Below are 12,982 nucleotides of genomic sequence, written 5' to 3' on the forward strand. Positions count from 1 at the left end.
CGGCGCGCCATGCGCCAACAGGCGGCGCTTTACTAGGGCCCGACCTTCACTCTCCTATCTCGGGATCCATCCGCGGCGCTGGTGCCGCTTCGGCCTGTTTGCCCAGCCGCGCATTAAGCGCAGATGACTACCAAAAGCGTCGAGGGCGCGCGTCAGGCCGCCTTGGTTTTGGGATGAACCAGTCGCAAGTAGCCGTTGATCACTTGCAGCCTTTCGCCAAAGCGTGCCTGCGCTTCTTCAGTCAGGCTGTAAGGGTGCACCAGCAATGCATCGCCCGGCATCCAGCCACCGGGCGCAACCAGACTGTTGCTTTCGGTTGCCTGAAGCGCGTCGATCACCCGCAGAAACTCCTCAAAATCGCGCCCCACGTTCATCGGATATTCTGAGATCATCCGAATTCGCAGCGACGGGTCGAGAATAAAGCTCTTGCGCACACAAAGCGTCGATTCTTCGCTCGGGTGCATCATGCCGCAGGCGCTGGCTATCGTGCCATCGGGGTCTGACAACAGCGGAAAATCAATGTTCAAGCCAAACAGGCGTTCGATATCTTGCAACCAGCGGGTTTGGTCTGCCGCATGATCGCGAGAAATGTTCAAGGCTTTCGCACCGCGGCTTGCAAGCTCGTCCGCATGTGCGGCGACGTCGGCGATTTCGGTGGTGCAGACGGGGGTAAACAAGGCGGGATGGCTAAAGAAATAGACCCAGTTTCCGTCAGCCCAATCATAAAGGTCGAATACGCCGTCACCATGCGCGACCTGAAAGTTGGGAAAGACGTCGCCCAACTTTGGCACCCAACGCATGTGAGAATCGTACGTACGCGGCACATCGATCTGCGCAGTCGTCGGGCGCATGTGTTGACCGAAAATGGAAAGATCCATGGCACATTCCTTACTGAATATGGCCTGGGCTTTGCCACCAGGCCGAAACTAAGACCTCACAACGCTCCTCCTACCTAACGCGTGACAAGCTAACGCTAGGGTTGAATTGTGGCCGCGATGTGGCCATATTTCTGCGATCGGCGGAAACATTCGTATGGCGGCTATGCAATTGTCGCACATCTGTCGCCCGCTTGCGCTGGCCCGGCCGATGCCCTAAACCGAACGCCAGCCAAAATCCCGAGGGCCCCATGCTCGATCATCTCGCTTTTCGCGCCCCTGAGGCCAAAGTCATTCAAGGTGCCACTGGCCCGTGGGAGCTGGTGATCGGCCTAGAAGTGCACGCCCAGGTCGCCTCGAACGCCAAACTGTTTTCCGGCGCATCGACCCGGTTCGGCGCCGAGCCCAATTCCAACGTCGCCTTCGTCGATGCCGCGATGCCCGGAATGTTGCCGGTGATCAACGAATACTGCGTGGCCCAAGCGGTGCGCACAGGGCTTGCACTGAACGCCTCGATCAATCTCGTGTCGGCCTTCGACCGCAAGAACTACTTTTATCCCGACCTGCCGCAAGGCTACCAAATCAGCCAACTCTACGCGCCGATCGTGGGTGAGGGCGAGATCATCGTCGATATGGGCCCCGGCATCGCACGCCGGGTGCGTGTGGAACGCATCCATATCGAACAGGATGCCGGCAAATCGATCCACGACATGGACCCCAACATGTCCTTCGTCGATCTCAACCGCACGGGTGTCGCGCTGATGGAGATCGTCTCGCGCCCAGACATCCGCGGGCCAGAGGAAGCCGCGGCCTATGTGGGCAAACTGCGCCAGATCTTGCGCTATATCGGCACCTGCGACGGCAATATGCAAAACGGCAACCTGCGCGCCGATGTGAACGTTTCGGTATGCCGCCCGGGCGACTATGAACGCTATCAGGCAACGCAGGATTTCTCGCATCTCGGCACGCGCTGCGAGATCAAGAACATGAACTCGATGCGCTTCATTCAGGCCGCGATCGAGTTCGAGGCCCGCCGCCAGATCGCGCTGCTCGAAGATGGGCGCGCCGTGGTGCAGGAAACGCGGCTTTATGACCCCGACAAGGGCGAAACGCGCTCCATGCGTTCCAAGGAAGAGGCGCACGACTACCGCTACTTCCCCTGCCCGGACCTGCTGCCGCTGGAAATCGAACAGGCATGGGTCGATGATATCGCCGCCAGCCTGCCGGAGCTACCCGACATGAAGGTCGCGCGCTTCGTGCGCGACTGGGGCCTGAACGAATACGACGCCGCCGTGCTGACCGCCGAGGTGGAGAACGCCGCCTTCTTCGAAGCCGTGGCGCAGGGGCGCGACGGCAAGATGGCCGCGAACTGGGTCATCAACGAACTTTTCGGCCGCTTGAACAAAGAAGGGCTTGGCATCGCGCAAAGCCCGATCACGGCCGCGCAACTTGGCGGCGTGCTGGACCTGATCGGCTCGGGCGAAATCTCGGGCAAGATGGCCAAGGATCTGTTCGAGATCGTCTGGACCGAAGGCGGCGACCCTGCCGCCATCGCCGCCGCGCGCGGCATGAAGCAAGTAACCGACACCGGCGCGCTTGAGGCTGCGGTCGATGCGATCATCGCAGCCAACCCCGCGCAGGTCGAAAAGGCCAAGGCCAACCCCAAACTCGCGGGTTGGTTCACCGGGCAGGTTCTGAAAGCCACCGGCGGCAAGGCCAACCCGGCGGCAGTGACCGAAATCGTCACGCGCAAACTCGGGCTCTGAAGGGGGCAACAATGCAGGCTTATGAATATTCGGCGATCCCGGCCCCGGCCCGCGCCGACAAGAACCGCGCATTGAAAACCTCGGGCGAGCGGTTTGGTGCCACGCTGGCCGCCGTGATGAACCGGATGGCCGCCGAAGGCTGGGAATACCTGCGCGCCGATGTGCTGCCTTGCGAAGAGCGTTCGGGGCTGACCTCGCGCACGACCGTCTGGCACAACCTGCTGATCTTTCGCAGACCCCTGCCCGAAACCGACGCCGAAACGCTGCTGCCGCCCGAAGAACCCGCATCTGCGAAGGCAGAAGATCCGGTAGAGGCCGAGAAACCCGGTGCACGCACGGTGCCGAGCTTTCTTGCCGCATCCAAGCCCGGTGCCGCGCCACGGCTCAGCACACATACCGAAGCAGGCCCCACGCCGCGCCTCGGTCCGGCCTCCCCAGAGGCCTGATCCCGCCCAAGCTGACGTCGGTGGGTTGATTTTCACTTTAACGTCGCACGAAATCGCCTATTCTTCATGGCCCGACTCGAACCGGTCGGGAACAGAGGACCGCGTATGACCAGAAACGACCCATTTGGGTTCGACATCTCCGCCGCAACCGACAAAAAGCGCCGCGCCAAGGGCAAGCGCGGCATGTCCGGTGCTTTCGAGACATCGACGCGCACCTGCGACCGGCAAGGCTGCAAGGAGCAGGGCCAGTATCGCGCGCCGAAATCGCCCAAGAAACTCGATGACTACTTCTGGTTCTGCAAAGACCACGTGCGCGAGTACAATCTGAACTGGAACTATTTTCAGGGTCAGTCGGAAGAAGAGTTTCAGGCTTTTCTCGACAACGCCACGGTATGGGAACGCCCCACAAAACCCTTTAACCGCGTGTCGGAAGAAGACCGCGCATGGGCCCGCCACGGTGTTGCCGACCCGATGGAAATCCTTGGTGCCAATGCAACGCAAAATCCCGGCCGCCAGAACGCAGGGCGCAAGCTGCCCCCCACCGAACGCAAGGCGATCGAGATTCTCGACGCTCGCGACACTTGGACCAAGCCCGAAATCCGCAAGCAATACAAAAGCCTGGTGAAAGACCTGCACCCTGACATGAACGCGGGCAACCGCGACGATGAAGAGCGGCTGCAAGAGGTCGTCTGGGCGTGGGAACAGATCAAGGACAGCCGTAACTTCCGCGACTGAGCACCCGGCGCACCCCGCCCCGATCGCAGCGCGCCTCCGGCGGGGGGATATTTGTCTCTGAAGCAGATCGGGCGCGTGTAAATGCTTCAGGCGAAATATCCTCGGGGGTGAATTGGCCCGAAGGGGCAAGAGGGGGCAGAAAGCCCCCTCGCCTTTGTTCAGCCCCGCAGGATGCTTCGGCCCGCGTATTCGGCCGTTTCGCCCAGCATTTCCTCGATACGCATCAGCTGGTTGTATTTTGCCAGCCGGTCGGAGCGGGCCAGCGAGCCGGTCTTGATCTGGCCGCAGTTGGTGGCCACGGCGAGGTCGGCGATGGTGGCGTCTTCCGTCTCGCCAGAACGGTGGCTCATCACGCTGGTGTAGCGCGCACGATCAGCCATGCGCACCGCATCAAGCGTTTCGGTCAATGTGCCGATCTGGTTGACCTTGACCAGAAGCGAGTTGGCGCAGCCTTCCTTGATGCCGCGTGCGAGGCGGGTGGGGTTGGTGACAAAGAGATCGTCCCCCACCAGTTGCACCTTGCCGCCAAGCCGATCTGTCAGAAGCTTCCAGCCCGCCCAGTCATCCTCGGCGCAGCCATCCTCGACCGACAGGATCGGATAGTCGGCGCAGAGATCTGCGAGGTAATCGACATTTTGCGCGGAGGTAAGCGACTTGCCCTCGCCCGCCATCTCGTAGGTGCCGTTCTTGTAATATTCGGTCGCGGCGCAATCGAGTGCGAGCCAGATGTCGTCACCCGGGCGGTAGCCTGCCTTTTCGATCGCCTTGAGGATGAAGTCGAGCGCTGCGCGGCTTGACGAAAGGGCCGGTGCAAATCCGCCCTCATCGCCGACGCCAGTGGCAAGCCCTGCCTTCGACAACTCCTTTTTCAGCGTGTGAAACACCTCTGCCCCCATCCGCACCGCCTCGCGCATATTCGCCGCGGCGACGGGCATGATCATGAACTCTTGAATGTCGATCGGATTGTCGGCGTGCTGGCCGCCGTTGATGATGTTCATCATCGGCACCGGCAGCACCCGCGCCGAGGTGCCCCCGACATAGCGGTAGAGCGGCTGGGCGGTGTATTCGGCGGCGGCTTTGGCCGCGGCCAAGCTGACCCCGAGAATGGCGTTGGCACCAAGACGGCCCTTGTTTGGGGTGCCGTCAAGCTCGATCATCAGCCGGTCGATGGCCACCTGTTCGGTCACATCCTCGCCCACGAGGTTTTCGGCGATCTCGCCGTTCACCGCCGCCACCGCTTCCAGCACGCCTTTGCCGAGGTAGCGACCCTTGTCGCCATCGCGCCGCTCAACCGCCTCATGTGCGCCGGTCGAGGCACCCGAGGGCACTGCGGCACGCCCCATGGTGCCGTCTTCCAGCGTGACATCCACCTCAACGGTGGGGTTGCCGCGGCTGTCGAGGATTTCGCGGGCATGAATGTCGATGATCGTGCTCATGGGCAACTCCTGATCGGGTGGCGCTTCGCAAATGGGTTTACGCGCTTTGCTGCGTTCGTGAAAGCCCCGGCGCGAAGCCCGACACGGGGTGCCTAGGCGGTCAGCCGCAGGTCTGCCCAGATCGGCAAATGATCCGAGGCACGGCGCGCCAGATGGCTGTCGAACACGCCTGTACGCAGCACCGATATGCCAGCGTTGAACGCCATGCGGTCAAGCCGCCCAAAAGGGGCGCGCGCGGGATAGCTGGGGCCGGGGGTGGTCATCTCGAAGCCATGCAGCGCCTCGAAACCCTTGGCCGCGGACCATTCGTTGAAATCGCCTACAATCAACGCGGGGCGGGCTTCATTGTCGCGCAACCGCGCGCGGATATGCGCAAGCTGCGAGCGCCGGTCGGTGCGACGCAACCCGAGGTGAACACCCACCAGCCGCATCGGGCCGCTGCCTGCGTCGATATCGGCGATCAGCGCGCCGCGCGGCTCGAACCCGGGCAGTGCGACGTGGTGGAGCGCGCCAAGCGTGATGCCCTTGCGCAGCAGCAAGGTCTGGCCATGCCAGCCAAGGCTGGCCGGACCCGTCGGGTTAAGCGCCACGGGTTCAAGCGCGCAGCCCTCGCGCAAGGCATCAAGCGGCAGCGCCGCCGGGCGCCCCCGAAAGCGGAAGTCCACCTCCTGTAGCGCCAGCACATCGGCCGAAAGCGCGTTGATCACGTCGATCACCCGCGAAGGGTCGAAGCGCCCGTCGGAACCTTTGGACTTATGGATGTTGTAAGATGCGATACGCAGGATCATAGCCTAGATATGGGGGCAAAGTGGAACAATCGGAACCCCCGTTGCGCTGCATTCGCGGCACGCCTATATCGCCGCCATGCAGAAACGCATCACATTTGCTTCACTTCGCCGGTTGCCGCTACCTGTGCTGCTGATGTGGGCAGTGCTGGCGGTCGAGTTCGTGCTGGCGCTTTGGGAAGGGCAATGGCCCTCGGCAGGGGTTGCCTTTGCCACCTTCGTGCTGACACTGGCACCGCTGATCTTGGTCAGCCGCCTCGGGGTACGGTTGCCGTGGGCCTTTGTCGTGGGCATCACCGCCTTCATCTTTGCCACCATTTTTCTGGGCGAGGCGTTCGATTTCTATCAGCGCTATTGGTGGTGGGATGGCATGTTGCACCTCGGCTCGGCGCTGGGGTTCGGGATTATCGGCTTTTTGATGGCCTTCATGTTGTTCGAGGGCGATCGCTACGCGGCACCGGCATGGGCACTGGCGTTTATCGGGTTCTGCTTTGCAGTGACCATTGGCGCGCTCTGGGAAATCTTTGAGTTCGGCGTCGATTTTGCCTTTGGCCTCAATATGCAGGAAAGCGGTCTGAATGACACGATGGGTGACATCATCGTGGACGTGATCGGGGCAAGCATTGGTGCGGGGTCTGGCCTTCTTTACCTGAAGGGCCAGTCGATCGGCGGATCCGCTGCGCTATTGCAGGCCTTCATCGACCGCAACCGCAAGCTGTTCCGCAAGTTCCGCAAATAGGTCAGGTGCCGCAGAAGGTGCGCGCGACCGCCTCGTGCGGTGCCGGTGCCTCGGCAAGATCGTCCCATTCGGGGCGCGTATCGAAGGGCAGCGCGAGGGCTTCGCGCAGGCGTTCGAACGGCACCATATCACCCGCAGTAGCCGCCACGATGGCCGCTTCGATGCGATGGTTGCGCGGAATACGCGCAGGGTTAGCCGCGCGCATCACAGCCTTCGGGTCGGCCTCTTGCGACAAACGGGCCTGCCAGCCCTCGGCCCAGGCATCGAAAGCGGCGGGTTCGGCAAACTCCTCGCGCGCGGTGCCATTGGCGAGGCCGTGGAACACGCGGGTGAAATCTGCGCCCTGCCGCGCCATCCGCGCCAAAAGCGTTTCGACCAGCGCCGTATCGCTTTCGCGCGGGGCCGCAATGCCGATTTTCGCCGCAAAGAGGCCGTTCAGCGCCTTGGCAAACGCGGGCCAGAAACCGTCGAGCACTGCCGTTGCAGGTTCTACCCCGGTCTCACCCTCTCCGATCAGCGGCAAAAGCGCCGAGGCCAGCTGCGCGAGGTTCCAAAGCGCGACGTTGGGTTGTTGGGCAAAGGCATAGCGACCATGCCGGTCGATCGAGGAAAACACCTTGTCGGGGTGGTAGGCGTCTATAAAGGCGCAAGGCCCATAGTCGATGGTTTCGCCCGAAATCGCCATGTTGTCGGTGTTCATCACGCCGTGGATGAAACCAAGGCTCATCCATTGCGCAATCAGCTGTGCTTGGTTTGCGACCACGCCGGTCAAAAGGCCCAGCGGCCCCTCTGCCTGCGGATAGTGGCGTGCGCGGGCATATTCGGCCAGCGTTGCCAGCGCCTCTGTATCGCGCCGGGCCGCAAAGAACTCGAAGGTTCCGACCCGGATGTGGCTTGCCGCTACCCGCACCAGCACCGCACCGGGCAAGGCACCCTGTTCGCGCAGCACGGTTTCGCCCGTGGCTACCGCCGCCAGCGCCCGTGTCGTTGGCACGCCAAGGGCCGCCATCGCCTCGCTGACAAGATATTCGCGCAAAACCGGGCCAAGCCATGCCCGCCCGTCGCCGCCGCGCGAAAAGGGGGTGCGCCCCGACCCTTTCAGCGCCAGATCAAAGCGCCCTCCACCGGGGGGCAAAAGCTCGCTCAGCAGCAGCGCGCGCCCGTCGCCAAGGCTGGGGACGAAGCCGCCGAACTGGTGGCCCGCATAGGCCTGTGCAATCGGCGTTGCCCATTCTGGAAAGGCGTTTCCGGCCAGCATTGCCACACCTTCGGGCGAGCCGAGCCATTCGGCATCCAGCCCAAGGCGCGCGGCCAGCGGCAGGTTCAGCGCCAGCAGCTTTGGGGCGCGCACCCGGGCGGGGGCGACATGCGCGAAGAAGCGTTCGGGCAGGCGAGCATAGCTTGGGTCGGTTTGGGGCATGATGACTCCTTCCGCTCTAGATAGGGTGCGGAAGGCAAAGCGAAAGGGCCGCCCGAACGGGGCGGCCCTTTATAAATGCACGGAAAGCCTGTTCAGCCGACCAGTTCAAGGCCCGAAAAGAAAAACGCGATTTCGCGCGCGGCCGATTCCGGGCTGTCGGAGCCGTGGACCGAGTTTTCGCCTTTCGAAAGCGCAAAATCCTTGCGGATGGTGCCGTCAGCGGCGGCGGCCGGGTCGGTTGCGCCCATCACTTCGCGGTTCTTGGCAATGGCCGCGTCGCCTTCAAGCACCTGCACCACCACCGGCTCGGACGCCATGAAAGCGCAAAGTTCGCCGTAGAAGGGGCGTTCCTTGTGCTCGGCATAGAACTGGCCGGCTTGCGCGGGCGAAAGGTGGATGCGCTTCGAGGCGACCACGCGCAGCCCAGCTTCTTCGAAGCGGGCAACGATCTTGCCGGTCAGGTTGCGTTTGGTAGCATCGGGTTTGATGATCGAGAGTGTGCGTTCGATGGCCATGGTTGCCTCTTGTCCAGGGATAGGGCGACGGACCCGCGATGGGCCGTGCCGGATGGCGCCCCGTAGCATGAGGCGCGTTGCTTGAAAACCCCGTGCGGGCAGGCGTTGACGCGGGCGCGCGCATCAGGCATGGGGCGACATGCTCAAGATAAATGATATCACCTATTCCGTGCAGGGCCGCCCGTTGTTCGAAGGCGCCTCTGCAACCATTCCCGATGGCCACAAGGTGGGCCTTGTAGGCAAGAACGGCGCGGGCAAGACCACGCTGTTCCGGTTGATCCGGGGCGAATTGGCACTGGAAGGCGGCACGATCAGCCTGCCCTCGCGCGCCAAGATCGGCGGCGTCGCACAAGAGGTGCCCTCGTCCTCGACATCGCTGCTCGACACGGTGCTTGAGGCCGATACCGAACGCGCCGCTCTGATGGCCGAGGCCGAGCACGCAACCGACCCGCACCGCATTGCCGATATCCAGCACCGGCTGGCCGATATCGACGCGTGGAGCGCGGAGGGGCGCGCAAGCGCCATTCTGCGCGGGCTTGGCTTTGACACCGAAGCGCAGGCGCGGCCTTGCTCGGACTTCTCGGGCGGTTGGCGGATGCGGGTGGCGCTGGCGGGCGTGCTGTTTGCGCAGCCTGACGTGCTGCTGCTGGACGAGCCGACCAACTACCTAGACCTTGAAGGCGCGCTTTGGCTGGAAAGCTACCTCGCCAAATACCCCCATACAGTCATCATCATCAGCCACGACCGGGGCCTTTTGAACCGCGCGGTCGGCGCAATTCTGCACCTCGACAACCGCAAGCTGACGCTGTGGAGCGGGCCCTACGATCAGTTTGCCCGCGCCCGTGCCGAACAGCGCGCGGTGCAGGCGGCCGAGGCGAAAAAGCAGGAAGCCCGGCGCGCGCATCTGCAAAGCTTCGTAGACCGCTTCAAGGCCAAGGCCAGCAAGGCCGTGCAGGCACAAAGCCGGGTCAAGATGCTGGAAAAGATGGAAATCATCACCGCGCCCGAAGATGCCGCCAAGCAGGTGTTTTCGTTTCCGGTGCCCGAGCAGCTTTCACCCCCGATCCTTGCGCTTGACGATGTGGCGGTTGGCTATGGCGGGCCGCCGGTGCTGCGCCACCTCGGCCTGAGAATCGATCAGGACGACCGGATCGCGCTTTTGGGCCGCAACGGCGAAGGCAAATCGACCTTGGCCAAGCTGCTGGCGGGCAAGCTCGAGGCGCAGGCAGGCACGCTCACACGGTCGAGCAAATTGCGCATCGGCTATTTCGCGCAGCATCAGGTTGATGAACTTTTCCTCGACGAAACGCCGTTGCAGCATATCCAGCGCGTCTATCCTGCCGAGTTTCAGCCACGCCTGCGCGCGCGCCTTGCAGGCTTTGGCCTTGGTGCCGATCAGGCCGATACCGTGGTGGGCCAGCTTTCGGGCGGGCAGAAAGCGCGGCTGTCGCTGATGCTGGCCACCACCACTGCGCCGCATCTGCTGATTCTTGACGAGCCGACCAACCACCTCGACATGGAAAGCCGCGAGGCGCTGGTCGAGGCGCTGAACGATTACACCGGCGCGGTGATCCTGATCAGCCACGACATGCACTTGCTCAGCCTCGTCGCTGACAGGTTGTGGCTGGTCAAGGCAGGCAGCGTGACGCCCTACCTCAACGATCTGGAAGCCTACCGGCGCGAGTTGCTGGCGGGCGACGACAACCCCAACCAGACGCGCACCGAAAAGCCGCAAAAGCCGCCGCGCGAGCGCGTGCTGGTGCTGCGCTCGGATCTGCGCAAATGCGAGGAACGGGTCGCGAAGATCGATGGGATGCTGAAGAAACTTGACGAAAAGCTAGCCGATCCTTCGCTTTATGCCCCGCACATGGGCAAAGAGCTGCACAAATGGACGATGAAGCGCGTCGAAGCTGTCGATGGGCTGGCACGCGCTGAAGAACTGTGGCTGGCCGCCCATGAGGCGCTAGAGGCAGCTTTGAAGGCCGAAAATAGCTGACGCAATTAATCGGGTATTGACCCGAGTATTTTTGTCGGGTTTATGGGGCGCAGGATCAACCCTGCGGAGCCTTACCTATGACACTGCGATTCACCTTGCTTGCCACCTCGCTTCTGACCGCCTTTCCAGCACTCGCGGATGAGGTGAACGTCTATTCCCATCGCCAGCCGGAACTTGTGCAACCGCTGTTCGACGCTTTCACCAAGGAAACCGGCATCACGGTCAACGTGGCGTTTGTTGACAAGGGCATGGTCGAGCGGCTGGTAGCCGAAGGCAGCCGCAGCCCCGCCGATCTGGTGATGACGGTCGATATTGCGCGCCTGATGCAGGTCGTCGATGCGGGCGTAACGCAAAGCGTGGCCTCGCCGGTGCTTGACGCGGCGGTTCCGGCAGAGTTCCGCGACCCAGAGGGCCACTGGTTTGGCCTGACCAGCCGCGCGCGCATTGTCTATGCCGCGCGTGACCGTGTGGCCGACGGTGAGGTGACCAGCTACGAAGACCTCGCAGACCCGAAATGGCAGGGGCGCATCTGCACCCGCCAAGGCACCAATGACTACAACGTGGCATTGACCGCCGCCTACCTCGCGCATCACGGCGAAGAGGAAACCCGCGCTTGGCTGACCGCGCTCAAAGGCAACCTTGCGCGCAAGCCCGAAGGCGGCGACCGCGATCAGGTCAAGGCCATCTGGGCCGGGCAATGCGACATCAGCCTTGGTAACACCTATTACATGGGCGAAATGGTGGCCAACCCAGAACAAAAGGCTTGGGCAGACGCGGTGCGCATCGTGTTCCCCAGCTTCGAGGATGGCGGCACGCATATGAACATCTCGGGCGTGGCGATGACCGCGGCGGCCCCAAACCGTGACGCGGCGCTGGCACTGATGGAGTTTCTCGCCTCGGACTCGGCACAGGCGATCTACGCTGAAACCAACCACGAGTTTCCGATCAAGCCCGGTGTGCAAGTCTCGGATCTGGTCGCAAGCTGGGGCAGCTTCACGCCAGACTCGCTGCCGCTGAAGGACATCGCAGAGTTGCGCCCCGCGGCGCTGAAACTTGTTCAGGAAGTAAACTTCGACGGCTGAACCTTGCGGGCGGTGGCGTGTGACAACGCCCCCGCCCGCCCCTCCCCGCGCATGGGATGTGGACTCTGCCGCCGTTGCGCGGCAGTTTCTCGGCCAAAGCCGAAGCAGGGGATGCCATGAGCGCGCGCAAGATCATTATCGACACAGACCCGGGGCAAGACGATGCGGTGGCGATATTGCTCGCCCTTGCCAGCCCCGAACTCGACGTGCTGGGGATAACATGCGTCGCGGGCAACGTGCCGTTGCCGTTGACCTCGCGCAACGCGCGGGTGGTGTGCGAACTGGCCGGGCGCAGCGATGTGCCGGTGTTCGCAGGATGCGCCAAGCCGATCGCCCGCGAACTGGTAACGGCAGAATATGTGCACGGCAAATCCGGCCTAGACGGGATCGAGTTGCCAGAACCGACGATGGCCTTGCAGCCGCGCCATGCGGTCGATTTTCTGATCGAGACGCTGCGCGAGGCGGAGCCGGGTTCGATCACGCTTTGCCCCTTGGGCCCGCTGACAAACATCGCCACCGCCTTTGAGCGCGCGCCCGACATCATCGACCGGGTCGCGGAAATCGTGCTGATGGGCGGCGGCTGTTTTGAGGGTGGCAACACCACGCCAGCCGCCGAGTTCAACATTTACGTAGACCCGGAAGCCGCTGATATCGTATTTAAATCTGGCGTGCCGCTGGTGGTTATGCCGCTGGATGTGACGCACAAGGTGCTAACCACGCGGGCGCGGATCGAGGGGCTGCGCGCGCTTGGCACCCGCGTCAGCCATGCGGTTGTCAGCTGGACCGACTTCTTTGAACGCTTCGATATGGCCAAATACGGATCAGACGGCGCGCCGCTGCACGACCCTTGCGTGATCGCCTATCTGCTGGCGCCAGACCTTTTCCAAGGTCGCCACATCAACGTGGAAATCGAAACCCAAAGCGCCCTGACCCGCGGCATGACGGTGGCCGACTGGTGGCGCGTAACCAACCGCGCACCCAACGCGATGTTCATGCGCGAGGTCGATGCGCAGGGCTTTTTCGCACTGCTGACCGAACGGATTGGGCGGCTTTAGGGGTAAGCCCGCGACAGAGCATCAGGGCCGCTTGGCAGGCCCCGATGCTGCGCGCAAGCCGTGTTCAGAACTGTGAAAGCGTCAGCGTTGCCGAGAAGGTCACATCAGACTGGTCAGCAACCGCCTGGCGCA

Annotated in this window: 12 protein-coding genes; 7 read left to right on the top strand and 5 right to left on the bottom strand. The window is 62.8% G+C overall.

The features are described from left to right. Positions 1 to 152: 152 nt before the first annotated feature. Entirely contained in the window at positions 153 to 878 is a 726-nt protein-coding gene (locus tag ABY403_RS06685) for a redoxin domain-containing protein (protein ID WP_372839982.1), read from the bottom strand. A gap of 248 nt (positions 879 to 1,126) precedes the next feature. Here ABY403_RS06685 and gatB point away from each other — a divergent pair, with 248 nt between their 5' ends. The 3 genes from gatB (at position 1,127) to ABY403_RS06700 (ending at position 3,822) form a co-directional block, all read left to right on the top strand. After that, complete coding sequence (gatB, locus tag ABY403_RS06690; RefSeq protein WP_372839983.1) at positions 1,127 to 2,641, top strand: Asp-tRNA(Asn)/Glu-tRNA(Gln) amidotransferase subunit GatB; 1,515 nt, start codon at positions 1,127 to 1,129, stop codon at positions 2,639 to 2,641. Between the two features lie 11 nt (positions 2,642 to 2,652). Continuing rightward, entirely contained in the window at positions 2,653 to 3,087 is a 435-nt protein-coding gene (locus tag ABY403_RS06695; protein ID WP_372839984.1) for a DUF4177 domain-containing protein, read from the top strand. A gap of 105 nt (positions 3,088 to 3,192) precedes the next feature. After that, entirely contained in the window at positions 3,193 to 3,822 is a 630-nt protein-coding gene (locus tag ABY403_RS06700; RefSeq protein ID WP_372839985.1) for a DnaJ domain-containing protein, read from the top strand. Positions 3,823 to 3,980: 158 nt separating this feature from the next. Here the strand turns inward: ABY403_RS06700 and eno are convergent, their stop codons facing one another. Next, the gene (eno, locus tag ABY403_RS06705; protein ID WP_372839986.1) at positions 3,981 to 5,258 is read right to left on the bottom strand and encodes a phosphopyruvate hydratase; all 1,278 of its coding nucleotides are present in this window, start codon (positions 5,256 to 5,258) and stop codon (positions 3,981 to 3,983) included. Positions 5,259 to 5,350: 92 nt separating this feature from the next. Beyond that, the gene (locus ABY403_RS06710) at positions 5,351 to 6,046 is read right to left on the bottom strand and encodes an endonuclease/exonuclease/phosphatase family protein (RefSeq protein ID WP_372839987.1); all 696 of its coding nucleotides are present in this window, start codon (positions 6,044 to 6,046) and stop codon (positions 5,351 to 5,353) included. Positions 6,047 to 6,179: 133 nt separating this feature from the next. Between ABY403_RS06710 and ABY403_RS06715 the strand changes: the two genes are divergently transcribed. Further along, positions 6,180 to 6,782, top strand: coding sequence for a hypothetical protein (locus tag ABY403_RS06715; RefSeq protein WP_372839988.1), 603 nt, complete (start codon positions 6,180 to 6,182; stop codon positions 6,780 to 6,782). Between the two features lies 1 nt (position 6,783). Here ABY403_RS06715 and ABY403_RS06720 read toward each other — a convergent pair whose 3' ends face one another. Both ABY403_RS06720 and ndk read right to left on the bottom strand, forming a co-directional pair. Continuing rightward, on the bottom strand, positions 6,784 to 8,202 hold the full coding sequence (locus ABY403_RS06720; protein ID WP_372839989.1) for a YdiU family protein: 1,419 nt from the start codon (positions 8,200 to 8,202) through the stop codon (positions 6,784 to 6,786). Positions 8,203 to 8,294: 92 nt separating this feature from the next. After that, entirely contained in the window at positions 8,295 to 8,717 is a 423-nt protein-coding gene (gene ndk, locus ABY403_RS06725; protein WP_372839990.1) for a nucleoside-diphosphate kinase, read from the bottom strand. Positions 8,718 to 8,856: 139 nt separating this feature from the next. On the opposite strand from ndk, the gene ABY403_RS06730 reads away from it, so the two are divergent. The 3 genes from ABY403_RS06730 to ABY403_RS06740 all read left to right on the top strand — a co-directional run bounded on the left by ABY403_RS06730 (position 8,857) and on the right by ABY403_RS06740 (position 12,850). Continuing rightward, the gene (locus ABY403_RS06730) at positions 8,857 to 10,713 is read left to right on the top strand and encodes an ABC-F family ATP-binding cassette domain-containing protein (protein ID WP_372839991.1); all 1,857 of its coding nucleotides are present in this window, start codon (positions 8,857 to 8,859) and stop codon (positions 10,711 to 10,713) included. A 77-nt stretch (positions 10,714 to 10,790) separates the two neighbouring features. Next, a complete protein-coding gene (locus tag ABY403_RS06735) occupies positions 10,791 to 11,795 on the top strand; it encodes a Fe(3+) ABC transporter substrate-binding protein (protein ID WP_372839992.1) in 1,005 nt (334 codons plus the stop codon). Positions 11,796 to 11,911: 116 nt separating this feature from the next. Continuing rightward, complete coding sequence (locus tag ABY403_RS06740) at positions 11,912 to 12,850, top strand: nucleoside hydrolase (protein ID WP_372839993.1); 939 nt, start codon at positions 11,912 to 11,914, stop codon at positions 12,848 to 12,850. The last annotated feature ends 132 nt before the right edge of the window (positions 12,851 to 12,982 follow it).

The organism is Phaeovulum sp. (genome assembly GCF_041596715.1).
Lineage (GTDB): Bacteria > Pseudomonadota > Alphaproteobacteria > Rhodobacterales > Rhodobacteraceae > UBA6213.